Origin of the sequence: Longivirga aurantiaca (assembly GCF_042660085.1) — a bacterium.
Lineage (GTDB): Bacteria > Actinomycetota > Actinomycetes > S36-B12 > CAIYMF01 > Longivirga > Longivirga aurantiaca.
Map to the genome: position 1 here is coordinate 1,972,480 of NZ_JBHSTI010000008.1, position 26,981 is coordinate 1,999,460.

Below are 26,981 nucleotides of genomic sequence, written 5' to 3' on the forward strand. Positions count from 1 at the left end.
CGGGGGAACCCCTAACCTTCCGCCCTCACAGCGGCCCACCGGCAGGCGCCGATGCCATCATCCGCACGAGCTCGCTGCGCCCCCGGACGCCGAGCTTGCGGTACACGTGCGTGAGGTGGACCTCGACCGTGCGCGGCGAGAGGAACAGCCTGCGCGCGACGTCGTCGTTCGTGATGCCCTCGGCGACGGCCTCGGCCACCCGGCGTTCCTGGGCCGTGAGGCTCCCCGACACGTCGTAGCGGTCGCGCCGTGCGACACCGGCCCCGACGGCCGCGAGCTCGTCCGCGCAGGTCTGCGCCCACGTGGCGCAGCCGAGGTCGAGGAAGACGGACCGTGCCCGTTGCAGCCTGGCTGCTGCCTCGCCCCGCCGACGACGTCGGCGCAGCCACCGTGCGTGCCGGAGGCGCGTCATCGCCAGCTCGAAGACATGCACGCCGCCACCGATGCGCTCCTCCGCCCGGCAGAACAGCTCGTGCGCCTGCGGGTCCGGGGCCAGGGCAGCACATGCGCGGTCGATGAACCCCTCGCCGAGCAAGCTCGTCGTCGGCTGAAGGAGCGCGATCAGGCGGTCCCGCTCCCCCGCAGCCGCCTCGACCTCACCTCCATCCGCGAGCAGCTCTACGAGCGTGACCAGGTGGTCGGCGTACACCGTGTGCGGGACGAGGCGGACCATCGAGTCGAGACGCTCCGAGGCCAGCAGCTCGCGCGCCTCCTCCGGCCGGCCGAGGCTGAGCGCGAGCATCGCCCGCTCCCCGGGGAGGGCGCCCGTCCAGAAGTCCATGCCGGCCTCGCCCATGACCTTCTCGGCGCGCTCGAGCGTCGGAGCGAACAGCCGCTCATCCGCCCTTCTGCTGCACAGCTGGAGCCTCATGGCATCGGAGTAGAGGTCCGCCCGGCCGAGCGCCAGCGACAGCTCGACGGTCTCGTCGATCTCACTCTCCAGCTCGTCCCAGCGCCCCTCCCAGAACGACACCAGAAGGTCGATCCCGATCCCGTCCAGCCGCCGGCGCGGGTCGCCTGAAGCGACCAGGGCCGACACGACCTCGCGCAGCACCGGACCGCTCACCTCGAGGCCGACGTCGAGGCCGGCGTTCACCACCGACTCCGTCGCCCAACCTGTCGCAGTCGCCTCATGCACCGTGATCGTCGCGAACGCGCTCTGCAGGTGCGGCCTCGTGTCGAGGTCGCCCACCTCGTGGTCGTACGCGTGCGCCACCAGGAGGCGGTCGATCGGCGCGAGCTCGGCGAGGGGGCCGAGCTCCGCCGCCAGCACAGGGATCTCCACCTGGCGCTCCGAGGTGATGTCCTGCGCGAAGATCAGGTCACGCACCGCCTCACGCCGCTCGTCGCCATCCAGGAGGTCGAGCGACTCCCGGAGCAGACGGCAGCCGAGCGGGGCATCCGACACCCGGGCGGTGGCTAGCCCGGCGATGCGCAGGAGACGACCCCGTGTCGTAGGCGCGGGCTCGCGCGACAGCCCGACGAACGCGATCCTCGCAGCCGCGCCGTCGTCGAAGTCGTCGAGCGCCATCGAGGAAGCCCTGCACAGCATCTGCGCCGCGACCTCCGCGTCCGCCTCAGTCGCGGCAGCCAGCTCCAGCACGTCGGCGGCGGATCGCTTGGCCCCGAGTCGTTCGAGGGCTGCGGCGTCCTCGCAGAGCGACCGTGTGAGTTCGGCATCCGGTGCGAGCGCGGCGGCTGCCCGGTGGCAGGCGCGCCGGTGCACCCGCCGTGCGGTGGGCGCCAGGACCGAGACGGCGGCGAGCGCGGCGGCGTGCGCATCGCGCACCTCGTAGGGGGATGCCTGGGCGAGGACCGCGACACGTGCCAACGGGTGCCCGAACCGTGGCCGAGAGCCACGGACCACCACGAGCCCCGCGCGCTCCGCAGGCTCCAGGTCGGCGCGCGAGCTGCCGGATTCGGCCAGCGCGGCATCGACAGGGTCCTCCTCGCCCGTCACCGCGAGGACGACCAGTGCCCGACGGGTGGCGTACGGCAGCAGCTGGACATCGGCGGCCCAGCGCTCCACGACACCTGATCCCACCCGGAGGTCGTCCGGAAGCCGTGTGCGGCCGGCCCGCTCATCGGCGTCGAGCCGGACCACCGCCTCCAGCACCGCCAGGGTGTTGCCCTCCACCGCGCGCCATACCGCCTGCGCGACGTCGTCCGCCGTGCCGCTCGCGACCGTGCGGGCGAGCTCGCCGGCTTGCGTCAGCGGCACCGGGCCGACGTCAAGCCGTGGCAGGCTCGCGATCCCTCGGTCGTCCATGAGCTCGGTCCTTCCCGCACCGATGATGGCCACGGGGTCGCATGCGAGCCGCCGGGCGGCGAACACCAGCGCCACCTTCGACGGCGCGTCCCACCAGTGCAAGTCGTCCGCGACGAGCAGCGTCGTGCCGTCGAGACGGGACAGGACCTCCAGGAGCGCGGTCGGGTCGGGACTCCCTGTCCGGGTCAGCGGCTCCACGGCCTCCGGGGGTGACCCTGCGTCCGCGAGCCTGGTCGCGAGCACCGCGAGCGCGGCACCCGGGATCCCCTTCTCCGCAGGAACACCGACGACCTCGACCGTACGGATGCCGCGGGCGCGCGCCGTTCCCGCCAACTCGTCGAGGAGAGCGCTCTTGCCCACGCCCGCCTCGCCTACCACGACGACGGCACCGGCACGGCCTGCGACGGCGGCATCGACCAGGCCGGTCAGCGCCAGGAGCTCCTCGGCCCTCCCCACGACCACACCCGATCCTCGCGCACCCGGGCCGGGCGTTGCGCGACGGCCGGCGATGCACCGCATGCCTGCGCCCGCTCACGCACTCGGCCGACCACGACTCCCTCCTCGCGAGCGGCGCCCTCACGCGGCCGCGCCCACGCCAGGCATATGGGCCGTACTCACGGGGCCACCGCGTTCATCAGGAAGGTCCGCTCCCCGCGTGGGGGCGGGCCTTCCGCCGTTCCTGGCCTACGGTCAGGCGTAGCGAAGGAGCAGGTACGGCACGCAGATGGCGATCGACATCGCGGCCGTGGGCACGCCGTACTTCAGCCACTGCACGAACGAGATGTGCAGGCCGTTGCGCGCCGCGATGCCCACGATGACGACGTTGGCACTCGCGCCGACGAGGGTCGCGTTGCCGCCGAGGTCCGCCCCGAGGGCCAGTGCCCACCACAGAGCGCCGTCCTGGCCGAGCGCAGGGTACGTCGTCACCAGGGACTCCACGACAGGCGACATCGCGGCCACGTACGGGATGTTGTCCACGACGGCGGAGATCACCGCCGACGCAACGAGCATCAGGGTGAGCGTCGGCCCCACCTCACCGCCGGTGGTACGGGCCACGACGTCGGCCAGCGCCTCCAGTGCGCCCACGTGCACGAGCGCGCCCACGAGGACGAAGAGCCCCATGAAGAACAGGAGCGTCTCCCACTCCACGTCGGCCACGAGGTCCTGCGGCCGCAGCGGCGACAGCAGGATCAGCACTCCGGCCCCCACGATCGCGACCACGGACGGGGCGACGCCCGTCTGCCGCTGCAGCAGGAACCCGACCAGGATCAGCGCGAGCACCACGCCGCTGCGCCGCAGGAGGCGGTGGTCGGTGATGGCCTCGCGCTCGTCGAGCGCCATCAGGGCATCGGCTCTCGTCGGGTCACCCACGAGCGCCGACCGGAAGAGGAATCTCGCCAGCAGCAGGAAGGCGCCGAGGATCACGAGCACGATCGGTGCCAGGTGCACGAGGAAGTCGGCGAAGGTGAGCCCGGCCCGGCTGGCGATGATGATGTTGGGCGGGTCACCTACCAGGGTCGCGGTGCCACCGATGTTCGAGGCGAGCGCCTCCGCGATGAGGAACGGCACCGGGTTGAGGCCGAGGCGGTCGCAGACGAGGAGCGTCACGGGCGCCACGAGCAGCACGGTGGTGACGTTGTCCAGGAGCGCCGAGGCGCCGGCGGTCACGAGCACCAGCAGCACGAGCACGCGGTAGGGCCGCCCGCGGGCGAGCTTCGCCGACCGGATGGCGAGGAACTCGAACACCCCCGTCCGCCGGATCACGCCCACCACGAGCATCATCCCGAGCAGCAGGAAGATGACGTCCCAGTCGATGCCGGTCTCGCGCGAGTAGAAGGCCTCCTCGGACCGGACGACCCCGAAGCCGAGCACGAGCGCGGCTCCCCCGAGCGCCGCCGCCACCCGGTGGATCCGCTCGGTCGCGATGAGGATGTAGACGCCGACGAAGAGGCCGACGGCCGCCCAGGCGATCGGGGTCATGCGATGAGTCGATCGACCAGGCCGTTGACGGTCACGACGCCGAGGAACCGTCCGGCGTCCACGACGGCGACGAGCGGCACATGGGCGGCGGACATCACCGCGGCGATCTCCACCACGGTGGCATCGCCGTCCACCGCGGTGTCAGGGGCGCGCTCGGGCCGGTCGAGCGCTCGCACGAGGTCGGCCACGGTCAGCGTGCCGAGAGTTGCCGAGAGGGCGTCAGCCGACGACTCGTCCCAGACACGTGCGAGCGAGGGGTCGTCGCGCACGTAGGTCGGCAGCGCGACCCGGAGCACCTGCGACGCCGGGATCACGAGGAAGCGACCGCCCGCGTCCACCACCAGGCCGGGAAGCCCGGCGGAAACGAGGGCGCGCAGCGCGTCGGTCAACGGCTGGCCGGTAGCGACCACCGGTGCCGGTACGACGATGTCTCGGGCTCGCACGCCGCGAGTCTGCCGCACACCGCCCTCAAGCGTGGCAGCTCGTCGGAGACGGGACTCGGGGCGTCATGGACGCCGCAGCCGGGGCGTGGTTGAGTCGCGTGCCGACCGCGAGCCCGAGGAGGTGCCGGCATGACGTCGCCCGCCCTGGCCTGCTTCGACGCCGAGTCCGTGCTGGCTCTCGGGTACGCCGCTGCCACGGACGCGATCGTGCGCGCGCTGCGCGACGGCCTGGACCCCGCGATCGGGCCCGCACGCAGCAGCGTCGACCTCGCCCATGGGCAGATGCTGCTCATGCCGGCCGAGACGACGACCGCCACGGGCATCAAGGTGGTGACGGTCGCCCCCGGCAACCCGGCGCGCGGCCTCCCCCTGGTGCACGCGCAGTACCTGCTCTTCGACCGCGCGACGCTCGTGCCGACCGCCGTTCTCGACGGCACCGCGCTGACCACGCTCCGCACCCCGGCCGTCTCGGTGGCCTCCGTGCTCCACCAGCTCCCCGACCGGCCGTTGCACGTGGCTGTGATCGGGCACGGCCCGCAGGCCCAGGGTCATGTCGCGGCGTTCGAGGCGGTCCGGCCGCTCGCGGGAGCGACGTACCTCGTGCGCGATCCCGCCCGCGCGTCGGTCGAGGGTGTGGCGCTCGGCAGCGCCGATGCCCGCCGACGCCTGCGCGAGGCCGATGTCGTCGTGTGCGCGACCAGCGCGCGCATCCCGGTGCTGCGCAGCGAGGACGTGCGCGACGACGCGATCGTCGTCGCGGTCGGGGCGTACGAGCCGGACGCCCGCGAGCTCGACGGCGCGCTGCTCGGCAGGTCGAGCGTCGTGGTCGAGGACGTGGCGACGGCCCTGCGCGAGGCCGGCGACGTCGTGCTCGCGGTCGCCGAGGGCGCGCTGGACGCAGCCACCCTCGTGAGCATGCGCGACCTCGTGCTCGGCACGATCTCCCCGCCTCGCGACAGGCCGCTCGTGGTCAAGACGGTCGGCATGGCGTGGGAGGACCTCGCCGTCGCGGAGGCCGTGGTCGCACGCGACGGGCGTCGCCCCGGCACGGGCGCGGCGGAGTAATACCCCCCAGGGTGTCTGCAGGATCACGTCGCGAAGCCGCACGTCCCCCGCCCGACCGGCCTACGGTCGAGAGGTGACCACGCGAACCGAGCCCGAGCACGTCATCCGCTGGAACTCCGACTCCGACGCGTGGGAGACCACGCTGCGCGGACGCGCGGTCCTGGCCGAGCCACGGCTCAACAAGGGCACGGCGTTCAGCACCGAGGAGCGCGAGCGGCTCGGACTCGTCGGCCTGCTGCCGCCGCGTGTGCTCACCCTCGACCAGCAGGAGAGCCGCGCCTACCGGCAGTACCTCGACCAGCCCACCGACCTCGCGAAGAACGTCTTCCTCACGGCGCTGCACGACCGCAACGAGGTGCTGTTCTTCCGCCTGCTCGGCCGGCACCTGCCCGAGATGCTGCCGATCGTCTACACGCCCACGGTCGGCGAGGCGATCCAGCGCTACAGCCACGAGTACCGCCGCCCGCGCGGCGTCTACCTCTCGGTCGAGGACCCGCACAGCATGGAGGACGCGCTGCTCGCGACCGGTCGCGCGCCCGACGACGTCGACCTCATCATCGCCACCGACGCCGAGGGCATCCTCGGCATCGGCGACTGGGGCGTCGGCGGTATCGAGATCGCGGTCGGCAAGCTCAACGTCTACACCGCGGCGGCCGGCATCAATCCCGCGCGCACCCTCGCCGTGATGCTCGACGTCGGCACCGACCGGCAGGAGCTGCTCGACGACCCGCTCTACCTCGGGGTCGCCAAGCCGCGCATCGGCCGCGAGGAGTACGACGCCTTCATCGACCGCTACGTCACCGCGGCTAAAGCGCTCTTCCCCCACGCGATCCTGCACTGGGAGGACTTCGGCACGTCCAACGCGCGCCGCATCCTCGACCGCTACCGCGACGAGGCCCTCACGTTCAACGACGACATGCAGGGCACCGGCGCGGTCAGCCTCGCGGCCGTCCTGTCCGCGAGCGACGTCAGCGGCGTGCCGCTGTCGGAGCACCGCGTCGTCGTCTACGGCTCCGGAACCGCGGGCATCGGCATCGCCGACCAGATCCGCGACGCGATGGTCGTCGCCGGTGTGCCGAAGGACGTCGCCACCCGCCAGTTCTGGTGCGTCGGACGGCACGGCCTGCTCACCGACGCCCGACCCGACCTGCGCGACTTCCAGGAGCCGTTCGCCCGGCCCGTCGCCGAGGTGGCCGGCTGGGACGTCGACGCCGAGTACGGCGGCGCCAGCCTCGCCGAGGTCGTACGCCGGGTGCAGCCCACGATCCTCATCGGCACGTCCGGGCGTCCGCAGGCCTTCACCGAGGACGTCGTCCGCGAGATGGCCGCGCACGTCGAGCGGCCGATCATCATGCCGATGTCGAACCCGACGGTCCTCGCCGAGGCGTTCCCCGCCGACCTGCTCGCCTGGACCGACGGCCGCGCGCTGGTCGCGAGCGGCAGCCCCTTCCCGCCCGTGACGTACGCCGGCACCACGTACGAGATCGCGCAGGTCAACAACGCGCTCGTCTTCCCCGGTCTCGGGCTCGGCGTGATCGTCGCCCGCGCCGCCCGCATCACCGACGGCATGCTGCTCGCAGCCGCCGAGGCCGTGGCGGGGAAGGCCGACGCCCACGGACCCGGCGCGTCGCTCCTCCCCCGTGTCGCCGACCTGCGTGCCACCTCAGCCGTCGTCGCTGCAGCGGTCGCACGCGCGGCGAAGGCGGACGGCGTCGCGACGGCACCGGTCGACGACAGCCTCGACGCGGCTATCGATCGGGCGATGTGGCGCTGCGCCTACCACCCGGTGCACGCCGTCTGACCGCGCCGGACGCCCCAGGAGTGGCGTGGGGAATATACCCCGGGGGGTATAGTGTTCAGCAGGGCGGAGACCACGACACCCCTGGAGGACCACCATGGCCACCCTGACGCTCACCGGCGACACCTTCGAGCAGACCGTCACCACCGACGGCATCACGTTCGTCGACTTCTGGGCCTCCTGGTGCGGCCCGTGCCGTGCGTTCGCGCCGATCTTCGAGAAGGCGTCGGAGACGCACCCCGACATCCGCTTCGGCAAGGTCGATACCGAGGCCGAGCAGTCGCTCGCCGCGGCCGCGCAGATCTCCGCCATCCCCACGCTCATGGCGTTCCGCGACGGCATCCTCGTCTACCGCGAGGCAGGCGCCCTGCGCGAGAAGGACTTCGAGCAGCTGATCGCCTCTGTGCGCGACCTCGACATGGACGACATCCGCGCCCGGGTGGCTGCGGCCAGCGCCTCCGTCTGACACACCACACGCACCGGAGAGCCTCGTGAAGAACCCGCTCCGCCTCCTCGTCCTCGCCGTCGTCGCCCTCGTGGGCGCGCTCGTCCTCACCAGCTGCGGCGCCGGCAGCAGCGTCACCACGGTCGGCGCCCAGGACTTCCTCACCAAGACCGCCGAGCCCGGCGTGGTGGTGGTCGACGTCCGTACGGCGGCCGAGTTCGCCGAGGGCCACGTCGACGGCGCGATCAACGTCGACGTCGAGGCACCGACGTTCGACGCGCAGATCGCGCAGCTCGACAAGGCCACGACGTACGCCGTCTACTGCCGCACCGGTCGGCGCTCGGGCCTCGCGACCGACGCCCTGGGCGAGGCCGGCTTCACCAGCGTCGTGAACCTCGACGGCGGCATCGCCGACCTCCAGGCTGCCGGCGCACCGATCGTGGCCGGGTAGCGTCCCCGCATGCCGTTCGACCGCACCGCCTGGTCCGCGCTCGCCCAGTGGCCCCGACGCCGCTGGGCGGCCGCGGGCCTCGCGGCGATCAGCACCGTCCTCCTCGTCGGCATCCCGACGGTGCTCGTGCCGACGCCGGTCTTCGGACGCGAGGTGCCGGTGACGGGGTGGGCCTGGCCCGCGCTCATCGTGACGTCGGTACTCGCCGGTCTCGTGGCCGCGACGTACGTCCGCACCGGGGCGCCGTCCGCGGGCGACGACGTCAGCCGTGCGGGACTGGTGGGCGGGTTCCTCACCTACCTCGCCGTCGGCTGCCCCGTCTGCAACAAGATCGCGCTGCTGGCCCTCGGCTACACCGGTGTGCTCCAGTGGTTCGCACCCGTGCAGCCGTTCCTCGCCGTGGCCGGCATCGCACTGCTCGCGTACGCCCTGCGGCGCCGCCTCGAGGGCGAGCGGTCCTGCCCGGTCCCGGACCGCACGCCCGTCGCATGAGCCCCGCCTCGGGCGCCGTGCTCGACTCCCTTCTCGAGGAGGCGGCGACCGCCCTCGGCTGCCTCGCGGGCGGCGCCGCCGTCTGCGCCTTCAGCCGTGCGGGCGTGCCCGTCCCGGGCATCACGTACGCCGAGGGCCGCTGGGCGGCGCTCCGCGACGTGCAGCGCGCGACGTCCTACGGAGCCGCCGTCGAGACCGCGTCGGCTGCCGCGCTCGTCACCTGGGAGGCGGAGCTCGAGTCGGCCGTCGCCCGCGGCGCGGGTTGCGACTGGGTGGCCTACCGGACCGGTGGCGTCGATGCGCTCGGTGCGCTGCTCGACCGACCGGCATCGGCACGGCCTTCTGGTTGAGCGGGTGCCTGGGGCATTGCCCTGCAACACCCCGCCTGCTGTGGGCAGGCTGTTCCCCAGCACACCCACACCAGGAGGAACCCATGTTCGGGATCGGCGGCTTCAGCGGCGGCAGCAAGAACGGCGAGCACTACGACATCGAGGTCAACGAGGGCTCGGTGAACATGAAGCGGTTCAGCGCCGTGGCCAACGAGCGGCACTCGAACGGCTACCGCATGGCGCACGTGTTCATGCAGGAGGGCAACACCATCGTCGTGTGGGAGAAGGTCGGCTGAGCCGCCCGGCGCCGCGGCGCGGGCGAAGTGCCCGCGCCGCGCGATGATGGTGCGGTGGAGCGCATCAGCGGAAGGGCCTGGATCATCTGGGCCGTCGCTGTCGGCGCCTACACCGTGGCCGTGCTCCAGCGCACCTCGCTCTCGGTCGCGGGGCTCGACGCCGCCGCGCGCCTCGAGGTGTCCGCGGGGGTCCTCGGCACGTTCGCCGTCGTCCAGCTCCTCGTGTACGCCGGCATGCAGGTGCCGGTCGGCGTCATGGTCGATCGGGTCGGCCCGCGCGTGCTGGTCGTCACCGGTGCCGTCCTCATGGCGCTCGGCCAGGTGAGCCTGGCGCTCGCGCAGTCGTTCCCCGCGGCGCTCGCCGCACGGATCCTCGTCGGCGCCGGCGACGCCATGACGTTCATCGCGGTGCTGCGCCTCGTCACCGCGTGGTTCCCGCCCCGGCGCGTGCCGCTCATGACGCAGGTGACCGGTCTCGTCGGCCAGTCCGGCCAGCTCCTCAGCATCATCCCGCTCGCCGCCCTGCTCCACGGCCCCGGGTGGACGCCCGCCTTCCTGTCGGCCGCGTCGCTGTCGGTGCTGTTCGCCGTCCTCGCCTTCGCGGTCGTCCGCGACACCCCCACGGGCAACCGCACCGACGAGGCCTCGCCCTCCTGGTCGCAGGTGAGGCACGACCTCGTCTCCGCGTGGCGGCATCCGGGCACGCGCCTCGGGCTCTGGACGCACTTCACGACGCCGTTCGCGAGCGTGGCGTTCCTGCTGCTGTGGGGCTACCCCTTCCTCGTGTCGGCGCAAGGGATGAGCCGCGGCGAGGCGAGCGTGCTGTTCTCGGTCATGACCGTCGTCGGGCTCGTCGCGGCACCGTTCCTCGGCGAGGCGGTGGCCCGGCACCCGCTGCGACGTTCCTGGATCGTCCTCACGATCGTGGGCTCCACGATCGTCGTGTGGACCGCCGTGCTGGTGCTTCCCGATCCCGCTCCCCGGTGGCTCCTGCTGCTCCTCGTCGTCGTCCTCGCGGTCGGCGGCCCGGCGTCGATGATCGGTTTCGACTTCGCGCGCACGTTCAACCCTCCCAACCGGATCGGGACGGCGACCGGCATCGTCAACGTCGGCGGCTTCTTCTCCGGGCTCGTCCTCATCCTGGCCGTGGGCGTCCTGCTCGACCTGACGGGCAGCGGCGAGTCGTACTCGCTCGAGGGCTTCCGGATCGCCTTCTCCGCGCAGTACGTGATCTGGGCGATCGGCATCGCGGGCATCCTGCGCACCCGGCGCATCCTCCGGGCCCGGCTGGCCGCCGACGGCGTGGTCGTGCCGCCGATGCGCGACGTGGTGCGACGGCGCCGAGCGGCCCGGCGCGGCACGCCGCGCTGATCCCCGGCTCCCGCGCCGCTGTCGCGTACGGTCGCTCGCGGAGGTTGCGCATGAGCACGGAACGAGAGGGCGAGCGCCGCTACCCGATGGCGCTCGCGGTCCTGGCCGTCGCCGGTCTGTACGAGTTCATCCCGGACGACTTCCGGCTCACACCGTCGTTCCGCTGGATCTTCCCCGTGTTCCTCGTCGTGTTCCTGCTGGTGCTGGTGATCGGAGATCCGGGACGCATCGACCGCGAGGTGCGGTGGCTGCGGATGGTCACGACCGCGATGATCGGGTTCATCACTCTCATGACGATCATCGCCGCCGCCCGGCTCGTGGTCGGGATCCTCGACAACTCGCCGTTCGCGAGCGCGAGCCAGCTCCTCGTCATCGGCGGCATCATCCTCTTCACCAACATGGTCGCCTTCGCGCTCTGGTTCTGGCATCTGGACGCCGGCGGCCCCGCAGCGCGCGCGCACGGTCGTACCGATGTCCGCCCGGCGTTCGTCTTCCCCGAGCAGCACCAGCCCCAGCTGGTCGCCGACGGGTGGTACCCCCAGTTCGTCGACTACTTCGCGGTGTCCTTCAACACCTCGACGGCCTTCAGCCCCACCGACGTGTCCGCGGTGCGGCACTGGTCGAAGCTGTTCATGATCGTCGAGTCGTCGACGTCGCTGCTGCTCGTCGCCCTCGTCATCGCCCGGGCCATCAACATCCTCTGACCGCGGGACACGGGCCGCGGGCACACGGCAGGCTCTACAGCGGCAGGACGAGGGAGGGAGCCCGATGAGCGCATCGACCGACCTGGAGGGGCGCTGGTCGCTGGTCCGCGGCACGCCGGTCTACCACCGCGCCCGCGAGGTGGCCGATGCCCCCGTGATCCTGCATCTGCACGGCTTCGCCATCTCCGGCAGCTACATGGTGCCGACGGCGTCACTGCTGGCCGACGAGTTCACGACGTACGTGCCGGACCTGCCCGGCTTCGGTCGCAGCCCTCGCCCCGACCACGTCCTCACCATCCCGGAGCTGGCCGACTCCGCCGCCGCGTTCCTCGACGCCGTCGGTGCCGAGCGAGCGACGGTGGTCGGCAACTCGCTCGGCTGCACGGTCCTCGCCGCCTTCGCCCAGCGGCATCCCGACCGGCTCGATCGCGCGGTCATGGTGTCGCCGGCCGGCGGGAAGCAGAGCCAGCCCCTGGGCCGTGCGATCTGGCAGCTCGTGCAGGACACCCCGCGTGAGCCACCGTCGATGGCGACGGTGGCCGTGCCCGACTACGTGAGCTTCGGCGTCGTGACGACGTACAAGCTGTTCGTGGCCATGACGCAGTTCCCTGCGTTCCAGGCGCTCATCGAGGTCGACAAGCCGCTGCTCGCCGTGCTCGGGGTGCGCGACCCGCTGCTCCCACCGGCTGCGCGCATCAAGGAGGTCGTGCGGCAGATGCAGGTGGAGCACCTCACCATCGCCGTCCTCAAGGACGCTGCGCACGCCATCAACTACAGCCATCCGCGCGAGACCGCCGACCTGATCCGCGGCTTCGTCCGGGGCGAGCCCCTGCGCTCGACGCTGGAGCCCGTCGACGGCCGCAGCCCGGTCGCCGTGATCAGCCGCGGCCCCTGACGGCTCGCGAGCCGGACGTCGTGGCTCAGGCCGCGGGGACCAGCTCGAACCACACGCTCTTGCCGTCTGCGCCCTGGATGACACCCCAGCGCGAGGCGATTCGGTTGACGATCTCCAGGCCGCGGCCCGACGTCGCTGTGGGGTCTGCGTGACGCTGCACCGGCTCGTCGGTGTCGTCGTCCAGCACGCAGACCCGGAGCACGCGCGTGGACGGGGTCCAGCACGCGCCGACCACCATCGTGGTGCGTGCGTGGAGGACGGCGTTGGACGCGAGCTCACTCACCAGGAGGACTGCGTCATCGATGAGGTCGCGCAACGCCCATCCGACAAGGGCCTCGCGCACGAAGGCACGGGAGCGGGAGGGGCTGTCCATCGACGCGGGCAGGCAGACCCAGCGGGTGCCGGCGATCACGGTCGATGTCATCCGACCTCCCAGGACGGTCCGTGCAGGTGGGTGGGTGGGACGGTCTCCCGCCGCGGCGCACCCGCGCGCTACTCCAACGCGCGCAGGTACGCCCGGGCAGAGTCGACGTCATCCTCGTATGGAAGGACGGCGTCGAGCCGCGTGATGGCCAGCACCCGGCGTACGGCACCGTGCGCGCCGGCGAGCACGAGCCTTCCACCGGCCACCTCGCGGCGGCGCAGCGCCCGCACGAAGCGGGAGAGGGTCACGGAGTCGACGAACTGCACCGCGGACAGGTCCACGATGAGCCGACCGTCGGGCGGGACCGAGTCGAGCATCGCGTCCACCTCGTCGAGGCGGGTGATGTCGAGCTCGCCCACGGGCGCCGCCACGACGACCGGCTGCTGGTGCATCACCGCGACCCCTGCGAGGCGTCAGCGCAGGCCACCGGGCGCACCGGGGCCGTCATGCCTCGGGTCCAGGGAGCCGCCCTCGTCCTCCATGCGTGCGACGGGGCGGTCGGCGGTGTCGACTGTCTCGTCGGCACGGAGCGTGGAGTCGGTGAGGTCGACCGACGTGATGCCGTCGCCCTCCTCCACCGTGCCGTGCCATCCGCCCTCGGCGGTGCCCCGCTCCTCGATGAACTCCTTGAACTTCTCCAGGGAGCTGCTGACGGCGGACGACACGATGCCCAGGGCGTCCCCCACGCGCTCGGCGACGCCGTGCGGCTCGAGGTCCATCCGCAGCGTGACGCGGGTGTGATCCGGGTCGAGGCTCGCGAAGCTCACGCGACCGCCCTGCTCGGGGCCGGTGACGCTCTGCCACGCGATCACCTCGCCGGGGTGCTGCTCGGTGATCGTCGCGTCGTACTCGCGCGAGACGCCGCCGACAGAGACCCGCCAGTGGGTCGTCGTGTCGTCGATCTGCCGCACCGACTCGACGTCGTCCATGAACCGGGGGTACGACTCGAACTGCGTCCACTGGTCGTAGACGGTCGCGAGCGGTCGGTCGACGACCACTGTGTGCTCGTGGCTTGTCATGTGCTCCTCCTGAGCTCGACGTGCGCGTGCGCTGGGGGGTGCGGATCGATCAGCTCGTGGCGTCGCGCACGCCGTCCTTGAGCTTCTCCGCACCCTGCTTGAGATCGGCCTTGCTCTGGTCGACCTTGCCCTCGGCCTCGAGCGACTCGTTGCCGGTCACCTTGCCTGCGGCCTCCTTGATGGCGCCGCCGGTCTTCTGCGCGAGGTTCTTGGCCTTGTCCTCGGTGCTCATGGTCATGCACGTCCCTTCATGTCGTAGTGCGGTGTCGTACCTTCACGGTGCCCGGTGGGCGACGCACTAAACGTCATGCCGCACAACGGGATCCGGAAGCGGGTCCGGCGGGGGATCCACCGGCGGCGCCGGCACGGGAGGCACGGGCGCTGGCTGCGGAACGGTCGTCGGGGGCACGTCCGGTCCGGGCTCGAACGGCGGCACGGGAGTCGTGACGCCTGGGTCCTGGGTCATGGCATCTCCTTCGGCGAGGCACCTCGGGACTGCCCGACCACAGCGGAGCCAAACAACGCGTCCGGTCGGCGAGGCCTAGCCAGCCGCGAAATCGTCCAGCCGGTCCGACGTAGGGCCCCAGCCGGGCTCGTCGGTCCGCGAAGCGACGGAGGCGGCGAGCGCGCGGGACATGGTGACCGCGGTGCCGTGGCGGTCGAACCGCTCGACGGCACGTCGGTGGGCCGACCACGACCAGGTGGAGCGGGCCGGCGTGTCACGACCCACCACGCGCAGCGCCCGGGCGAGGCGGCGTGGCTGGCCGGGCGGCAGCACGAGACCGGTGGTGCCGCTCTCGACGAGCTCGCGCACCCCCGCGACATCGCTGGCCACGAGCGGGGTCCCCGCCCACATGGCTGTGGCCAGCAGCGAGGTCTCGGGCCTGCCGTGCGGGACGGAGACGACGAGGTCAGAGGACCGGACCATGACCCGCAGACCCTCGCCAGTCGTGATGCGCACGAACCGGATCCGGTCGCCTGCCCGCAGCCCGGCGGCGAGCCTGGCCCAGCGCTCCACGGTGTGGCCGCCCGCTGCGGTCGCGGCGTCCACCGCCACGCAGAGCTTCATCTCCGGCAGCACCGCGACGGCACGGATCAGGTCGGCGACACCGGCGCCGCCCGCGCCCGCAGTCGTGAGGACCGACGTCGCGCACTCGGTCACCTCGCCGAGCGCCGGGGACCCGTGCGCCGGCATCGAGAGCTGCCACGGCACGACCTCGCACCGGCCACCGTCGACACCCGCCCTCGCGAGGAGCTCGACCTCGGGCAGGGACCCGACGACGAACCCGTCCGCGTGCCGCGGCAGCCACGGGCCCACGCAGCCGGGTTCCGATCTGAGGTCGGTGGCCTCGGGGCACCACAGCCACGGGACGCGCAGGTCCGACGACACTCGATCGAGGGTCTCCGCAGCCCGACGTCCGACGGCGAGAGCGACGTCGACCGACGCCGGGTCGAGGGCCGCGGCCAGGCCCCGTCGTGTCGAGCAGACGATGGCACCGGGACGGGACGGCCCCGGCGTTGTGCGCGCCTGCGCCATGCGGTCGAGCGCCTCGAGCGACGGCCCACCCTTCTGACCCCCGCGAGCGAGCGGACGACGGGCCTCCACCACGAGCACCTCGTGCCCGAGCGCGGCGAGGTCGTCGGCCAGATCCTCGAGCGGACGGGCGAGGAGTGCCGGGACGCTGTCGCGGTCGGTGTCGGTGTCGTCGGGACGGTGCCTCACCAGTGCTACGCGCATGCCCGCACCTCCGTCGTCCTCGCGCTGTCCCGTCCGCACGACGTGCGTCGGGGTTTGGGTACATCCGGTGCGGGCATGGCCAGGGGGCCGAGTCCGACCCCGGCGCACAGGAGGCCTGCATGACCAGCACCACGGCGACGTCCGCGTCGCCCACGCCCTACCAGACCGAGGGCACGGCGGAGAGCGCGACCGTGACCGGCCTGACGCTCGCTGCGGTGATGCTCGGGATCGTGCTGCTCACGGTCGTGGTCGGGCTGGTGATCCGGGGGCAACGCCGTCGACCGCCGGCGCCGCCGCACCGCAACCGTCCGTTCGCCAACCCCTGACCAGGAGCGGGCAGCCTCCGGGACCGCACCCGACCGGCCCGACAGCGCGACAGACGTCATCACCACTCCGCTCTCTCACCGAGACCCGCGACCACGCGGTGTCACCCCTGTACCCGCCTCGGGTGATCGGCAAACCGCCCAGCGGACGCCGGTGGCCCCGACGACACGAGGACCTCATGACAGACCCGACCAAGAACCACACCGGCACCGACGTACCCGAGACCGACGGGCTGACGCCGGCCGAGCAGCCGGAGCCGGAGGCCTCGTCGGACGGCGATGGCTCGTGGACGGCCGATCCGCAGACCCAGGACCCCGACGAGGACCGGTCCGTCGACGCTGTGATCCGCCGCACCTCGCGCGAGGACTGAGCGCCCGCGGTCGGCGGACGGCAATGGAGGCCGCCCGCTGATCGGTTTGGCAGTGGCGGCTGCGGGTACCTCGATGGTCCCCACCGAGCACAGAGGAGTCCGAGCATGAGGATCGCGCTGATGGCTCCGCCCTGGTACGCCGTACCGCCTCGTGCGTACGGCGGGGTCGAGCTCCTCGTCTCGGGCCTCGCGGACGGTCTCGTCGCGAGCGGGCACCAGGTGCTCCTCGTGTCGGCCGGCGCCCACGGCACGCTTGCTCAGGGGTACCGCACCCTCGACGCCCCCTCGCCCGACCGGCTCGGCGACGAGGTCGTCTCGCTCCTGCACGCCAGCATCGGCGAGGACGCGCTGCGTGACTTCGACCCCGACGTCGTCAGCGACCACACGCTGCCGGGGCTTTCCGCCGCGGAGCACCGCAGCTGCCCCACCGTCGCCACCGTGCACGGCCCGCTGCACGGGGCGTACGCCCGCCTCGTACGGCGCGCGGACAGCGCGGACCTCATCGCGATCTCCGAGGCCCAGCGACGCAGCGCACCGGACATCTCCTGGCGGGCGACCGTGCCGAACGGGATCCCGGTGCAGTCGTACCCGTTCTCCGATCGCAAGGACGACATGCTGTTCTTCCTCGGCCGCATGCACCCCGACAAAGGCGTCGCGCAGGCCATCGAGGTCGCCGAACGCTCCGGCTCACGGCTCGTGATCGCGGCGCGGATCCACGGCCGCGAGGAGGAGGGCTACTTCGAGACCGTGGTGCGTCCGCGCCTCTCCCCGACCATCGAGTTCGCGGGCGAGGTGGGCTTCGGCGACAAGGTACGTCTGCTCGGCTCGGCCAAGGCCCTGCTGTTCCCGCTGCAGTGGGAGGAGCCGTACGGCCTCGTGGTGGCCGAGGCGCAGGCCTGCGGCACACCTGTGCTGTCTCTTGCGCGCGGCGCCATCCCTGAGCTCGTGCAGCACGGCACCACCGGCTGGGTACGCGACCACCACCTCGAGCTGGTGGAGGACGTCGCCCGACTCGACGAGCTGTCCGCGCGCGACTGCCGAACGCATGCCCTCGACCACCTCGACATCGGCCGGACCGTGCGCGGTTACGAGGCCGTGTTCGCCACGACGGTGGCCTCGGGCGCCAACCGTGCCCGGCCCCAACGCCTCCCCCTACCGCCTCGACAACGCGGCCATGAGCCGCTCGCCGACGTACGGACCGCGGCCGTCGACCTGACGTTGCGGGTGCCCCAGCTCATCCCCAAGGAGAACTCATGAAGAAGCTCATCCTGATCGGCATCGGCGGAGCCATCGGCTACGTGCTCGGCGCCCGCGCCGGACGACCCGCGTACGACCGGCTCCGCGACGGCTGGCAGGGCCTCACCCGCCGCGCAGGGCTCGACGACCTCGCCACCACGGCCAAGGAGGCAGCCGTGGACGTCCGTGACGTCGCCGCCGAGCGTGCATCCGACGCCATGTCCAAAGGCGCCGACGACCTCGCCCGGCGCATCGACAACCTCGCGCCGAACCGCAGCAACGACGCGCACCGCACAGGGTCTGACCTCCCCCTTCCCTCCGGTCCGTGACCGGCAGGCCTCGGACGACCGGGCGCGTTTGCCGGGCACCGTCAGCGGGCATCCAGCGGGCATGACCGAGCAGATGCACGAGCCGGACGCCGTGGCCGACGAGAAGGCACGCGCCCAGAAGGTCGAGCGCGAGGCCCTCGCCGACGGCGGCGGCCGTGCCTCGCCCGCCGACGAGGCAGCCGACGACGAGTCGAGCTATTCCACCGAGGCGGAGCAGGGCGCTGCTCAGCCCACCCCCGACGGCCGGCACTGACCACTGCGTCACCCAGGTTTAGCCCTGGCCTGCCAGGGAACCGCTGAGGTCGCGCCACCGGACGGGTGGCGGAAAAAAGGAGAAGGACATGCTCTGGTTCATCATCGTCACCATCGTGATCGGCTTCGTGGCCGGTCTCATCGCCCGTGCGATCCTGCCCGGCAACGACTCGATGGGTCTCCTGGCGACGACCGCCCTCGGCATCGTGGGGTCGCTGCTCGGCGGCTTCCTCGGATACCTGATCACGGGTAGCGACCGCGCGGACGGCGCGTTCCAGACGTCCGGGCTCATCGGCTCGGTGATCGGCGCGGTCCTCGTGCTGCTGCTGGTCCGGATGCTGCGTCGTGCTCGCGCCTGACCGGGGCGTCACGCCCCTGCGCCCCGCCGAGGACTTCATCCGCGACGTCGAGGCGTTGCGCACCCAGGCCCGGGAGAACCTCGACCGGGGCGCGGTCTCCGCGGCGTACGGCGCGGACCTCGAGCGGGTCGTGCAGATGCTGCAGACGGCGCTTGCCACCGAGCTGGTCTGCGTCCTGCGCTATCGCCAGCACCACTACGCCGCCACGGGTATGGACGCCGAGCCGATCGCGGCGGAGTTCCTCGCCCACTCCGAGGAGGAGCTGGGGCACGCCGGCCTCATCGCCGCGCGCATCAGCCAGCTCGGGAGCAACCCGGACTTCTCGCCGTCCACCCTCGAGGGGCGGGCGCACAGCGAGTACGTCGAGGCCGACTCGCTGCGCGCGATGGTCACGGAGAACCTCGTGGCCGAGCGGGTGGCCGTCGCCGCGTACACCGACATCATCGAGTGGCTCGGGTCGTCCGACCCGACCACCCGGCGCATGCTCGAGCAGATCCTCGCCGTGGAGGAGGAGCACGCCGACGACCTCGCCTCGATGCTCGACGGCCTTCCGGCAGCGACCGGCCCGGCCTGATCGACGCGCCGGCATCCCCGGCGCGAACCACTCTGGAGGCACACCATGATCATTCTCGGACTCATCCTCGTGATCGTCGGCTGGCTCACCAGCACCTCGATCCTCATCACCCTCGGGGCCATCCTCGCGGTGGTCGGCGTGGTGCTCGCGCTGCTCGGCGGCACGGGCCGCCCGGTGGCCGGCAGGGCGCACTGGTACTAGGAGGACCTGAGCCTCGCACGACCTGGCTCACCGTCGACGGCGCGGCTGCGGGCGACCGCGGCCGCGCCGTCGTCGTCCGCGTGGCCCGGATGTTTGGGACCTCGCACGAACGGGCACAGGGGCACCGAGCCGCGCCCTCCACCGGGGGCCCGACCCGCCACGACCACGAGGGGTGGTTGCACTGCCGATCGACAACGACACCGACGCGCTGCACGCGCTCTCCGTCGAGCTCGCCGGTGCCGTCGACGCGGCCGAGGTGGTCGAGGTCATCACCGCGCACTGCGCACCGCTCCTGCGCGCCAGCATGGTCACGGTCTCCACCGTCGAGGACGACGGCACGACACTGCGCCTCGTGTCGTCGGTGAACACGCCGACCCCTGTCGTCCTCGCGTTCGACACCCATGAGAGCGGAGCGACGTTGCCCGCAGGCGACGCGCTGCGCTCGGGCCAGCCCGTGGTGATCCGGTCCGTGGACGAGCTGCACGAGCGCTACCCGGGCCTCACGGAGGTCGACCTCGAGCACAACGCGCTGTGCGTCCTCCCCCTCCTGCGCGGCGAGGAGCCGGTGGGGGTGCTCGGCCTCGGCTGGTGCGACGCCGCCGAGATGACGGCCGAGGTCGTCGAGCTCTCGCAAGCCGTCGCCGAGGTCTGCGCGTCTGCGCTCTACCGCGCGGTGGCCGCGGCGCACCCAGGGCACGACCGCACACGGTCCGAGGCTGCCCTCGCGAGCCTGCGCTCCCTGCAGGCCGTCGCCGCCGAGCTCGCCCATACCGTCGACCTGTCGCAGGCCGCGGCCGTCGTGCTCGAGCACGCCGTCATCGCCCTGGGCGCCGAGGCCGGTGCCCTCAACGTCCTCGACGACGACGGCACCGAGTGCACGCAGATCGCCACAGTCGGGCTCGACGGGACCGAGATGGCCGGCCTGACCTCCTGGCAGGTGCGCGACTCGTCGCTCGCTCGCGAGCTCGTGCGCACCGGCCTGCCGATACTGATCACCGATTCCGAGTGCCTGCGCCGGCGCTTCCCCGACCTGGTCACGCAGGAGCCGCGGCAGGAGGCCTGGGCCACCCTGCTGCTGACCTCGGGATGCCGCAACCTCGGCATCGTCTCGATCGGCTGGCGCGAGCCGCGGGAGTTCAGCAGCGAGGACGTGAGCCTGCTGCAGACGCTGGCCGACCACCTCGCGGCGGCGCTGGACCGCAACCGCCTGATGTCGAGCAACGACGCGCTGCTCACGGAGAGCACCCGCATCGCGGAGACGCTGCAGCGTTCACTCATGCCAGGGCCGCTGCCGGAGTGGCCCGGGGTAACGATGGCCGCCGGCCTCCAGCCCGCCGAGCTGGGCACCGAGGTCTGCGGGGACTTCTACGACGCGTTCCCCGCGGTCGACGGGTCGCTCGTCGTGGTGATCGGCGACGTCGCCGGACGCGGTGTCAACGCTGCGGGGCTCACGGGCATGGTGCGCCATACGCTGAGGGCGCTCGCGCGGGACATGCCCCCTGCCGAGGCCCTCTACCGGCTCAACCGCGCACTCGTCGAAGGTGCATGGGTGGACGAGCCGCGGCTGCTGACCGCCGCGATGCTGCGGCTCACGCGGCTCGACCACGGCATCCGGGCCGAGATCTCCCTCGCCGGCCACTGCTTGCCGGTGGTGGTCCGCGACCGTGTCGCGGAGCACGTCGGGGTGCCGGGGATGCTGCTGGGCGCCTTCGCCGACGTGCGCATCGGCACCGTGACGGTCGACCTCTCCCCCGGCGACCTCCTGCTGCTGCACACGGACGGCGTCACCGAGGCGAGGCGTCACGGCGTCGAGTTCGGCGAGTCCCGGCTGCTCAAGCTGCTCTCGGCCATGACCGACCCCCGGCCCGACGACACCGTCGAGCACGTGCTCGGGTCGGTGGACTGGTACCGCACCACCGCGCCCGATGACATGGCCGTTCTCGTGGTCCGCGCGACCTAGCCCGGCGTCAGCTCCCGCCCTCCGCGAGCGCCGTGGCCTCCGCGAGCGTGCGCTGCACCAGTCCGCCCGCCTCGACCTCCGTCCAGCTGACCGGCGTCGCCGCCGTCGGCCGCTCCCTCCCCCGCAGCGACCACGGGACGATCGTCGTCTTGGCCGGGTTGTTCTGGCTCCAGTCGACGAGCACCTTGCCGGGCCGCAGGTCGCGTGCCTGCCGGGTGACCACGAGGGCGGGCAGCGCCGCCTCGAGCCGCGCGGCGAGCGCGTGGGCGTAGTCGCTCTCCGAGCCGGCGTCGTGCACCGCTTCCGCGCCGTCACCGAGATCGGCGTACAGCTGCATGCCCTTCGAGCCGCTGGTGACTGCGCGGGCGACGAGGCCGTCCGCGACCAGCAGACCGCGGGTCGCCAGCGCCACCTCGGCGCACGCGTCGAGCCCGGCCGGCGCCCCGGGGTCGAGGTCGACGACCAGCCGGTCGGGCGCCAGCGGCTCGCCCGTCGCGCGGTCGACGCGCCACTGCGGCGCGTGCAGCTCCAAGGCGCCCGACTGCGCGAGCCACACGAGCACCGCCTCGTCGTCGACGAGCGGGTAGTCGAGGTCGCGCCCCTCGTGGCCGGACCGCTGACCCGTGTGGTGCTGCGTCATGCGCGGCACCCAGTCGGGCGCGCCGCGCGGGAGGTTCTTCTCGATGAACGGCTTCTGCTCCACGCCGTCCGGCCAGCGCTTGCGCGTGACCGGCCGGTCGCGCATCTCGGGCAGGATCGACGGAGCGACGGCGAGGTAGTACTGCAGCACGTCCGCCTTGGTGGTCGCGGTTGCCGGGTACAGCACCTTGTCGAGGTTGGTGACCCGCACCTCCCGCCCGGCGACCGACAGCCACCCACCCTCGGCGCCGCTCACACGAGGACCTCGTCCGCAGTCTTCGACAGGCGCCGTTGCGCGCTGGTTTGGCTCCCGGTCATGGCGGGCATCCTCTCCGATGGTGTACGTCCCGACGGAGGAGAACGACGATGCAGTCGATGTGGAAGGGGTCCGTCTCGTTCGGGCTCGTCAACGTGCCGGTCAAGCTGTACGCCGCCACCGAGGACCACGACGTGCGTTTCCACCAGGTCCACGCCGCCGACGGCGGCCGCGTGAAGATGGTGCGCACCTGCTCGGTCGACGGGCAACCCGTCGCCTACGCCGATCTCGCGAAGGCGTACGAGACCAGCAGCGGTGAGCTCGTGGTGATGGAGGAGCGCGACTTCGACGCCCTGCCGGTGCCGGGCAAGCGCGAGATCGACGTGCTCGAGTTCGTACCCTCGGACCAGGTCGACCCGGTGCTGTTCGACCGCAGCTACTACCTCGAGCCCGAGGCCCGGGCCCTCAAGCCATACGTCCTCCTGCGCGAGGCGCTGCGCACCACCGAGCGCACCGCCCTCGTGCGCGTGGTGCTGCGCCAGAAGGCCCAGCTCGCGGCGCTCCGCGTGCGCGACGACGTGATCCTCATGCAGACGATGCTGTGGCCGGACGAGGTGCGGCGTGCGACGTTCGATGTCCTGCACACCGACGCCGAGGTGCGCCCGCAGGAGCTCGCCATGGCGTCCTCGCTGATCGACAGCCTGTCGAGCGACTTCGACCCCGACGAGTACCACGATGACTACCGCGAGGCCCTCCTCGAGGTGATCGACCGCAAGGTCGCGGGCGGCGCCGGAGTGCCGGCCGACACCGCAACCGTCCCCGAGGACGAGGGCGACGCCATAGTGGTCGACCTCATGGCCGCGCTGCGCGAGTCGGTGAAGAGGACGAGCGCAGGCGAGGACGCCCGGGCCCAGAATCGTCCGGCGGGCCCTGCGACGAGGGCCGCCCCGAAGAAGGCCGCTGCCAAGAAGGCGGCGGCGAAGAAGGCTGTCGGCACGAAGTCTGCCGCGAGCAAGCCGACGCCGCGGAAGGCCGCTGGTCCCACCAAGGCGGCGGCGAAGAAGGCCGCTTCGAAGCCCGCGCGGAGGCGCAGCGCCTGACGGGCGGGGCAGTGCGGGACAGCGGCGCATCGGTGTGCTGGCCTCCCCCGGGGCGAGTGGTGCCCGGGACGGGAGGGGTCTCGTCCCGGGCACCTCCGAACTACCCGGCGGCCCAAGCGGCAAACCTGGGACGTCGGGGAGCGTGGTCAGCGCGCGGCCTCGGGGCTGCCGCTCATCCGCTGCCCCAGCTCCTGCAGGTCCTTGCGCCCGAACGCCTCGCGCACCGCGGGGAAGAGCTCGCTCTCCTCCTCCTCGATGTGGTGCTTCACGTTCTCGATGAGCACCGTGGCCTTGGCCCGGTAGGTCTCCGCGCCGGGGTCCATCGCCCGCAGCTCGCCGATGAGCATGTGCACCACGTGGTGCTCCTCGATCGACTCCAGCACGAGGTCGCGGCCGGGGATGACGTCCTTGACCTCGGGGTAGAAGTAGGTCTCCTCGATCGCAGCGTGGCGGTCGAGCTCGTCGCAGATCGTGGGCACGACCGACGTCTCGCCCTTGTCGAACCGGGTGAAGAGCTTCTTCACGGCTGCGTGGTCCTCGCGCAGCATGACGATGGCGTCCATGGTGGTCTCCTGTCGTGGCGGTGCGGGTTCGCACCGGTCCCGACTACCCCCGCGGCGCACGGCGAAACGCGCAGGGACCGGTCACGGCAGCTGGTGCGCCACGAAGGGGGTGACGCTGCGCGCCCCGGCCTCGCGGAGCAGAGCCCCGGCGAGCGTGGCGGTCCAGCCCGTGCGCCAGGTCTCGTCGACGAGCAGCATCGGGCCCTCAGGCACCTCGGCGCCCGGGGCGAGCGAGATGCGTGCTGCCTGCGCGCACGCGCGCCCGGCGGGCGAGAGGTCGGAGCCGGGCGGAGGCCCGTCCAGCACGATCGCGTCGAGGAGGGGGATGCCCACCCCGTGCGCGATGGTCACGGCGATCGAGTGCACGAGGCGCGGATGCCGCGAGCTCGGCACCGGCGCAACCGCCTCGAGCCGCTGCGGCAGCGACGGGAGCCAGCGGCCGAACGACCGCTCCAGTGCGGCGAGCAGCCAGTCAGGCGCCGGAGCATCGGGGGCCAGGGGCCCGGTGACCGTGGCCATCCGGTCCCACGCCGGGTCGTCGGCGAAGGCGAGCGCGCGACCGGGCGAGAGGGCGAGCGACGGCGCGATCCGTCCGCGCCATGCGGGCCGTCCGCTCGCGGCGTCGATGCCGGAGGTGAACATCTTGCGCGGCTCGAGCGGCACGACGAGGTCGCGCAGCCAGGCGCGCGCCGCCTCGCGAGCCTCGGGGTCGGTGGTGGTCGGGAGCCCGGCCGGGAGCGTGCCCGTGCACACCGAGCAGCGGCCGCACCGTTCTCCCTGCTCGGTCGGGTCGTCGAGCGAGCGCCGCAGCAGCACCTCGAGGCAGTCCCCGCCGACGACGTACTCGCGCATGATGTCCGACTCGCGCCGGCGCACCGCGACGAGCGCGTCGTACTTCTCGTGGTCGTAGGTCCAGTCCTGGCCGGTCGCGGCCCACGACGTGCCCTCGCGCGACACCGCGCCGTCGACCGCGAGGACCTTCACGAGCAGCTCCACGCGGGTGCGGCGTACGCCGGTCGCGGCCTCGAGGGCGGGCACGCTCAACGCGCCCTGGTAGCGCAGGGCTGCGAGCACGGCGGCCGCCTCGTCGGGCCTCGGCACGCTGGCGGTGGCGAACCACTCCCACAGCCGCTCGTCCGAGTCGCCGGGCAGCAGCACCACGCTCGCCTCGGGCAGCGCGCGGCCGGCGCGGCCGACCTGCTGGTAGTAGTCGACGGGCGACGACGGCGAGCCCACGTGGATGCAGAACGCGAGGTCGGGCTTGTCGTAGCCCATGCCGAGGGCGGAGGTGGCGACGACGGCCTTCAGCTCGTTGACCTTGAGCGCAGCCTCGATCCGCGCGCGGTCCGCGGTCTCGGTCTTCCCGGAGTATGCCGCCACCGCGTGACCGCGCTCGGCGAGGAACCCGGCGAGGCGGTCGGCGTCCGCCACCGTGAGGCAGTAGACGATGCCCGACCCCGGCAGCTGCCGCAGCGCCTGGTCGGTCCACGCATAACGGTCGAACGACGACAGCCCGGCGAGCACGCCGAGGTGCAGCGACTCGCGCGCGAGCCGGCCGCGCTGGACGAACGTGTTGGCGCCGAGCTGGTCGGCGACGTCGGCCGTCACCCGCGAGTTGGCGGTGGCGGTCGTGGCCAGCACGGGGAGGTCCGGGTTGGCCAGCAGCAGACCGGCGATGCGCTGGTAGTCGGGGCGGAAGTCGTGGCCCCACGACGAGATGCAGTGGGCCTCGTCGATCACGAGGAGGCCGAGCTGCGGCAGCAGCACGTCGAGCACGGTCGCGGAGAAGCGCGGGTTGGCGAGGCGCTCGGGCGACACGAGCAGGACGTCGACCTGCCCCGCCATCAGTGCGCGCTCGACGTCGGGCCAGTCGTCGAGGTTGGAGGAGTTGAGCGTGGCCGCGGTGAGCCCTGCGCGCTGAGCGGCGACGACCTGGTCGCCGATAAGCGAGAGCAGCGGCGACACCACGAGCACCGGGCCTCCCCCGGCGTCGCGGACGGCGCGCGCGGCGATCCAGTAGACGGCCGACTTGCCCCATCCGGTGGCCTGGACGACGAGCGCGCGACGCCGCTCGAGCACGAGCGCCGACACCGCCGCGCGCTGGTCGTCGCGCACGATCGCGTCGGGCCCTGCGAGCGCGGTGATGACGCGCGCAGCCGCCGCGTCGAGCGCTGCCGCGGTCACGGCGGTCACGCGGGCACCGCGTCGAGGGAGTCGACGAGGGCGGCCAGGGCGGCACCGAGCCGGGCGACCTCGGCGGCCACCGGCTCGCCATCGCCGTCGAGGTACTGGTCGCGGCGGATCTCGACCATGAGCGACGACACCCGCCGGTCCTTCCCGTAGTGGCGCAGCGGCACGTACGTGCCGGCGAAGGGCTGGTCGACGGCGGTCTCCCACTCGCGGAACGCTTCGGCCGCGCGGTCACGAAGCCAGCCCGGGGTGTGCCGCTCGTCGAAGCCGAGGCACACGGCCGGGCGCGCGGCCTCGGGGTGGCGCTCGTAGGGCAGGACGTCGCGCGGGTAGGAGTGCACGTCCACCACCAGCGCACGTCCGTGCGCGTCGAGCCGCGCCGACACGAGGTCGGCGAGCGACTCGGCGTACGGCGTGAAGTAGCGCGCGAGGAGGTCTGCGCGATGGGCCGGGTCGGCGTCGCGCAGCGGCCCGAGCACCGACGTCGCGGTGTAGACCGCCCCCATGCCGATCGCGTCCATCTCCTCCGCGCCGGGCTCGGTGAACCGCTCGGGGTCGACGACGAGGCGCGAGAGCCGGTTGACGAACGACCACGGCCGGATGCGCGCCGCCGCCGCCGCGTGGGCCGCTACGACATCGGTGGACGCATCGGTCATCGCGCGCAGCTCGGCGGCGAGCGCGTCGTCGTCGAGCAGGATCCGTGCGCGGACGTCGGACGGGATGACGGTCGAGGCGTGCGGAACGTGCAGCACCACGGACGACGAGGCGTCACCGGGGACGACGTCGAACGAGGACTGCTGCGCGGAGGCCATGGGAGCGACCGTAGGCGACGGGTGCGACGGCAGTGGGGCGGGGCGGCGCGCGCGGTCCGCGGCGGTGGGCCGCACGGACGCACGCCCGGACCTAGCA

Annotated in this window: 32 protein-coding genes; 20 read left to right on the forward strand and 12 right to left on the reverse strand. The window is 72.6% G+C overall.

What is annotated here, in order from left to right:
• Positions 1-25: 25 nt before the first annotated feature.
• The 3 genes from ACFQGU_RS13360 to ACFQGU_RS13370 form a co-directional block, all read right to left on the reverse strand.
• Complete coding sequence (locus tag ACFQGU_RS13360) at positions 26-2,731, reverse strand: helix-turn-helix transcriptional regulator (RefSeq protein ID WP_386767449.1); 2,706 nt, start codon at positions 2,729-2,731, stop codon at positions 26-28.
• A gap of 228 nt (positions 2,732-2,959) precedes the next feature.
• Positions 2,960-4,249, reverse strand: coding sequence for an ArsB/NhaD family transporter (locus ACFQGU_RS13365; protein WP_386767451.1), 1,290 nt, complete (start codon positions 4,247-4,249; stop codon positions 2,960-2,962).
• Positions 4,246-4,692 carry a CBS domain-containing protein gene (locus tag ACFQGU_RS13370; protein WP_386767453.1) on the reverse strand — a complete coding sequence of 149 codons (447 nt, stop codon included), beginning with the start codon at positions 4,690-4,692 and terminating at the stop codon, positions 4,246-4,248. The genes ACFQGU_RS13365 and ACFQGU_RS13370 overlap by 4 nt, the downstream gene beginning before the upstream one ends.
• A 129-nt stretch (positions 4,693-4,821) precedes the next feature.
• Between ACFQGU_RS13370 and ACFQGU_RS13375 the strand changes: the two genes are divergently transcribed.
• The 10 genes from ACFQGU_RS13375 to ACFQGU_RS13420 all read left to right on the forward strand — a co-directional run bounded on the left by ACFQGU_RS13375 (position 4,822) and on the right by ACFQGU_RS13420 (position 12,538).
• On the forward strand, positions 4,822-5,757 hold the full coding sequence (locus tag ACFQGU_RS13375; protein WP_386767455.1) for an ornithine cyclodeaminase family protein: 936 nt from the start codon (positions 4,822-4,824) through the stop codon (positions 5,755-5,757).
• A 73-nt stretch (positions 5,758-5,830) separates the two neighbouring features.
• A complete protein-coding gene (locus ACFQGU_RS13380; protein ID WP_386767457.1) occupies positions 5,831-7,558 on the forward strand; it encodes an NAD-dependent malic enzyme in 1,728 nt (575 codons plus the stop codon).
• A 94-nt stretch (positions 7,559-7,652) separates the two neighbouring features.
• A complete protein-coding gene (trxA, locus tag ACFQGU_RS13385; RefSeq protein ID WP_386767459.1) occupies positions 7,653-8,021 on the forward strand; it encodes a thioredoxin in 369 nt (122 codons plus the stop codon).
• A 25-nt stretch (positions 8,022-8,046) separates the two neighbouring features.
• Positions 8,047-8,451, forward strand: coding sequence for a rhodanese-like domain-containing protein (locus ACFQGU_RS13390; RefSeq protein ID WP_386767461.1), 405 nt, complete (start codon positions 8,047-8,049; stop codon positions 8,449-8,451).
• A gap of 9 nt (positions 8,452-8,460) precedes the next feature.
• On the forward strand, positions 8,461-8,943 hold the full coding sequence (locus tag ACFQGU_RS13395) for a hypothetical protein (protein ID WP_386767463.1): 483 nt from the start codon (positions 8,461-8,463) through the stop codon (positions 8,941-8,943).
• Complete coding sequence (locus ACFQGU_RS13400; protein ID WP_386767465.1) at positions 8,940-9,293, forward strand: hypothetical protein; 354 nt, start codon at positions 8,940-8,942, stop codon at positions 9,291-9,293. The genes ACFQGU_RS13395 and ACFQGU_RS13400 overlap by 4 nt, the downstream gene beginning before the upstream one ends.
• Before the next feature lie 83 nt (positions 9,294-9,376).
• On the forward strand, positions 9,377-9,568 hold the full coding sequence (locus tag ACFQGU_RS13405; RefSeq protein ID WP_386767467.1) for a hypothetical protein: 192 nt from the start codon (positions 9,377-9,379) through the stop codon (positions 9,566-9,568).
• A gap of 54 nt (positions 9,569-9,622) precedes the next feature.
• Positions 9,623-10,939: an MFS transporter gene (locus ACFQGU_RS13410; protein ID WP_386767468.1), complete on the forward strand. Its 1,317-nt coding sequence runs from the start codon at positions 9,623-9,625 to the stop codon at positions 10,937-10,939.
• 50 nt (positions 10,940-10,989) lie between these two features.
• Positions 10,990-11,643 (forward strand): hypothetical protein, encoded by a 654-nt coding sequence (locus ACFQGU_RS13415; RefSeq protein WP_386767470.1) that lies wholly within the window; start codon positions 10,990-10,992, stop codon positions 11,641-11,643.
• Positions 11,644-11,707: 64 nt separating this feature from the next.
• Entirely contained in the window at positions 11,708-12,538 is an 831-nt protein-coding gene (locus ACFQGU_RS13420; protein ID WP_386767471.1) for an alpha/beta fold hydrolase, read from the forward strand.
• A 25-nt stretch (positions 12,539-12,563) separates the two neighbouring features.
• Here the strand turns inward: ACFQGU_RS13420 and ACFQGU_RS13425 are convergent, their stop codons facing one another.
• From ACFQGU_RS13425 to ACFQGU_RS13445, 5 genes are all read right to left on the reverse strand, one after another.
• Positions 12,564-12,962: an ATP-binding protein gene (locus ACFQGU_RS13425; protein WP_386767473.1), complete on the reverse strand. Its 399-nt coding sequence runs from the start codon at positions 12,960-12,962 to the stop codon at positions 12,564-12,566.
• Positions 12,963-13,030: 68 nt separating this feature from the next.
• Positions 13,031-13,354: an STAS domain-containing protein gene (locus ACFQGU_RS13430; RefSeq protein ID WP_386767475.1), complete on the reverse strand. Its 324-nt coding sequence runs from the start codon at positions 13,352-13,354 to the stop codon at positions 13,031-13,033.
• Positions 13,355-13,375: 21 nt separating this feature from the next.
• Entirely contained in the window at positions 13,376-13,981 is a 606-nt protein-coding gene (locus ACFQGU_RS13435; RefSeq protein ID WP_386767477.1) for an SRPBCC family protein, read from the reverse strand.
• Between the two features lie 49 nt (positions 13,982-14,030).
• Entirely contained in the window at positions 14,031-14,219 is a 189-nt protein-coding gene (locus ACFQGU_RS13440) for a CsbD family protein (protein ID WP_386767479.1), read from the reverse strand.
• 303 nt (positions 14,220-14,522) lie between these two features.
• Positions 14,523-15,719, reverse strand: a complete 1,197-nt coding sequence (locus ACFQGU_RS13445) for a glycosyltransferase (protein WP_386767481.1) — start codon at positions 15,717-15,719, stop codon at positions 14,523-14,525.
• 119 nt (positions 15,720-15,838) lie between these two features.
• Between ACFQGU_RS13445 and ACFQGU_RS13450 the strand changes: the two genes are divergently transcribed.
• The 9 genes from ACFQGU_RS13450 to ACFQGU_RS13490 all read left to right on the forward strand — a co-directional run bounded on the left by ACFQGU_RS13450 (position 15,839) and on the right by ACFQGU_RS13490 (position 21,324).
• Positions 15,839-16,045 (forward strand): hypothetical protein, encoded by a 207-nt coding sequence (locus tag ACFQGU_RS13450; RefSeq protein ID WP_386767483.1) that lies wholly within the window; start codon positions 15,839-15,841, stop codon positions 16,043-16,045.
• Positions 16,046-16,221: 176 nt separating this feature from the next.
• A complete protein-coding gene (locus tag ACFQGU_RS13455) occupies positions 16,222-16,413 on the forward strand; it encodes a hypothetical protein (RefSeq protein WP_386767485.1) in 192 nt (63 codons plus the stop codon).
• Between the two features lie 105 nt (positions 16,414-16,518).
• On the forward strand, positions 16,519-17,670 hold the full coding sequence (locus ACFQGU_RS13460) for a glycosyltransferase family 4 protein (protein WP_386767487.1): 1,152 nt from the start codon (positions 16,519-16,521) through the stop codon (positions 17,668-17,670).
• Positions 17,667-17,978: a hypothetical protein gene (locus ACFQGU_RS13465; protein WP_386767489.1), complete on the forward strand. Its 312-nt coding sequence runs from the start codon at positions 17,667-17,669 to the stop codon at positions 17,976-17,978. Before ACFQGU_RS13460 ends, ACFQGU_RS13465 begins: the two co-directional genes overlap by 4 nt.
• A gap of 61 nt (positions 17,979-18,039) precedes the next feature.
• A complete protein-coding gene (locus ACFQGU_RS13470) occupies positions 18,040-18,231 on the forward strand; it encodes a hypothetical protein (protein WP_386767490.1) in 192 nt (63 codons plus the stop codon).
• An 88-nt stretch (positions 18,232-18,319) separates the two neighbouring features.
• The gene (locus ACFQGU_RS13475; RefSeq protein ID WP_386767492.1) at positions 18,320-18,589 is read left to right on the forward strand and encodes a GlsB/YeaQ/YmgE family stress response membrane protein; all 270 of its coding nucleotides are present in this window, start codon (positions 18,320-18,322) and stop codon (positions 18,587-18,589) included.
• A complete protein-coding gene (locus ACFQGU_RS13480) occupies positions 18,576-19,163 on the forward strand; it encodes a ferritin-like domain-containing protein (protein WP_386767494.1) in 588 nt (195 codons plus the stop codon). Before ACFQGU_RS13475 ends, ACFQGU_RS13480 begins: the two co-directional genes overlap by 14 nt.
• A 45-nt stretch (positions 19,164-19,208) precedes the next feature.
• Positions 19,209-19,364 carry a hypothetical protein gene (locus ACFQGU_RS13485; RefSeq protein ID WP_386767496.1) on the forward strand — a complete coding sequence of 52 codons (156 nt, stop codon included), beginning with the start codon at positions 19,209-19,211 and terminating at the stop codon, positions 19,362-19,364.
• 172 nt (positions 19,365-19,536) lie between these two features.
• Entirely contained in the window at positions 19,537-21,324 is a 1,788-nt protein-coding gene (locus tag ACFQGU_RS13490; RefSeq protein ID WP_386767498.1) for a SpoIIE family protein phosphatase, read from the forward strand.
• A 7-nt stretch (positions 21,325-21,331) separates the two neighbouring features.
• On the opposite strand, the gene ligD is transcribed toward ACFQGU_RS13490, so the two are convergent.
• A complete protein-coding gene (ligD, locus tag ACFQGU_RS13495) occupies positions 21,332-22,219 on the reverse strand; it encodes a non-homologous end-joining DNA ligase (RefSeq protein WP_386767500.1) in 888 nt (295 codons plus the stop codon).
• A 110-nt stretch (positions 22,220-22,329) separates the two neighbouring features.
• Between ligD and ku the strand changes: the two genes are divergently transcribed.
• A complete protein-coding gene (gene ku, locus ACFQGU_RS13500) occupies positions 22,330-23,319 on the forward strand; it encodes a non-homologous end joining protein Ku (RefSeq protein ID WP_386767502.1) in 990 nt (329 codons plus the stop codon).
• Between the two features lie 146 nt (positions 23,320-23,465).
• Here the strand turns inward: ku and ACFQGU_RS13505 are convergent, their stop codons facing one another.
• The 3 genes from ACFQGU_RS13505 to ACFQGU_RS13515 form a co-directional block, all read right to left on the reverse strand.
• Complete coding sequence (locus tag ACFQGU_RS13505) at positions 23,466-23,882, reverse strand: hemerythrin domain-containing protein (RefSeq protein ID WP_386767504.1); 417 nt, start codon at positions 23,880-23,882, stop codon at positions 23,466-23,468.
• A gap of 81 nt (positions 23,883-23,963) precedes the next feature.
• Positions 23,964-26,075 (reverse strand): RecQ family ATP-dependent DNA helicase, encoded by a 2,112-nt coding sequence (locus tag ACFQGU_RS13510; protein WP_386767506.1) that lies wholly within the window; start codon positions 26,073-26,075, stop codon positions 23,964-23,966.
• Entirely contained in the window at positions 26,072-26,884 is an 813-nt protein-coding gene (locus tag ACFQGU_RS13515) for an N-formylglutamate amidohydrolase (protein WP_386767508.1), read from the reverse strand. The genes ACFQGU_RS13510 and ACFQGU_RS13515 overlap by 4 nt, the downstream gene beginning before the upstream one ends.
• Positions 26,885-26,981 lie beyond the last annotated feature (97 nt).

What these genes read in the sequence shown, in the direction of transcription:
- ACFQGU_RS13455 (WP_386767485.1), top strand. Translation starts at nt 16,222, where the DNA reads ATGACAGACCCGACCAAGAACCACACCGGCACCGACGTACCCGAGACC.
- ACFQGU_RS13375 (WP_386767455.1), top strand. Translation starts at nt 4,822, where the DNA reads ATGACGTCGCCCGCCCTGGCCTGCTTCGACGCCGAGTCCGTGCTGGCT.
- ACFQGU_RS13450 (WP_386767483.1), top strand. Translation starts at nt 15,839, where the DNA reads ATGACCAGCACCACGGCGACGTCCGCGTCGCCCACGCCCTACCAGACC.
- ACFQGU_RS13465 (WP_386767489.1), top strand. Translation starts at nt 17,667, where the DNA reads ATGAAGAAGCTCATCCTGATCGGCATCGGCGGAGCCATCGGCTACGTG.
- ACFQGU_RS13485 (WP_386767496.1), top strand. Translation starts at nt 19,209, where the DNA reads ATGATCATTCTCGGACTCATCCTCGTGATCGTCGGCTGGCTCACCAGC.
- ACFQGU_RS13420 (WP_386767471.1), top strand. Translation starts at nt 11,708, where the DNA reads ATGAGCGCATCGACCGACCTGGAGGGGCGCTGGTCGCTGGTCCGCGGC.
- ACFQGU_RS13395 (WP_386767463.1), top strand. Translation starts at nt 8,461, where the DNA reads ATGCCGTTCGACCGCACCGCCTGGTCCGCGCTCGCCCAGTGGCCCCGA.
- ACFQGU_RS13460 (WP_386767487.1), top strand. Translation starts at nt 16,519, where the DNA reads ATGAGGATCGCGCTGATGGCTCCGCCCTGGTACGCCGTACCGCCTCGT.
- ACFQGU_RS13430 (WP_386767475.1), bottom strand. Translation starts at nt 13,354, where the DNA reads ATGCACCAGCAGCCGGTCGTCGTGGCGGCGCCCGTGGGCGAGCTCGAC.
- ACFQGU_RS13425 (WP_386767473.1), bottom strand. Translation starts at nt 12,962, where the DNA reads ATGACATCGACCGTGATCGCCGGCACCCGCTGGGTCTGCCTGCCCGCG.
- ACFQGU_RS13505 (WP_386767504.1), bottom strand. Translation starts at nt 23,882, where the DNA reads ATGGACGCCATCGTCATGCTGCGCGAGGACCACGCAGCCGTGAAGAAG.
- ku (WP_386767502.1), top strand. Translation starts at nt 22,330, where the DNA reads ATGCAGTCGATGTGGAAGGGGTCCGTCTCGTTCGGGCTCGTCAACGTG.
- ACFQGU_RS13470 (WP_386767490.1), top strand. Translation starts at nt 18,040, where the DNA reads ATGACCGAGCAGATGCACGAGCCGGACGCCGTGGCCGACGAGAAGGCA.
- ACFQGU_RS13515 (WP_386767508.1), bottom strand. Translation starts at nt 26,884, where the DNA reads ATGGCCTCCGCGCAGCAGTCCTCGTTCGACGTCGTCCCCGGTGACGCC.
- ACFQGU_RS13440 (WP_386767479.1), bottom strand. Translation starts at nt 14,219, where the DNA reads ATGACCATGAGCACCGAGGACAAGGCCAAGAACCTCGCGCAGAAGACC.
- ACFQGU_RS13415 (WP_386767470.1), top strand. Translation starts at nt 10,990, where the DNA reads ATGAGCACGGAACGAGAGGGCGAGCGCCGCTACCCGATGGCGCTCGCG.
- ACFQGU_RS13365 (WP_386767451.1), bottom strand. Translation starts at nt 4,249, where the DNA reads ATGACCCCGATCGCCTGGGCGGCCGTCGGCCTCTTCGTCGGCGTCTAC.
- ACFQGU_RS13475 (WP_386767492.1), top strand. Translation starts at nt 18,320, where the DNA reads ATGCTCTGGTTCATCATCGTCACCATCGTGATCGGCTTCGTGGCCGGT.
- ACFQGU_RS13405 (WP_386767467.1), top strand. Translation starts at nt 9,377, where the DNA reads ATGTTCGGGATCGGCGGCTTCAGCGGCGGCAGCAAGAACGGCGAGCAC.
- ACFQGU_RS13400 (WP_386767465.1), top strand. Translation starts at nt 8,940, where the DNA reads ATGAGCCCCGCCTCGGGCGCCGTGCTCGACTCCCTTCTCGAGGAGGCG.
- ACFQGU_RS13435 (WP_386767477.1), bottom strand. Translation starts at nt 13,981, where the DNA reads ATGACAAGCCACGAGCACACAGTGGTCGTCGACCGACCGCTCGCGACC.
- trxA (WP_386767459.1), top strand. Translation starts at nt 7,653, where the DNA reads ATGGCCACCCTGACGCTCACCGGCGACACCTTCGAGCAGACCGTCACC.
- ACFQGU_RS13445 (WP_386767481.1), bottom strand. Translation starts at nt 15,719, where the DNA reads ATGCGCGTAGCACTGGTGAGGCACCGTCCCGACGACACCGACACCGAC.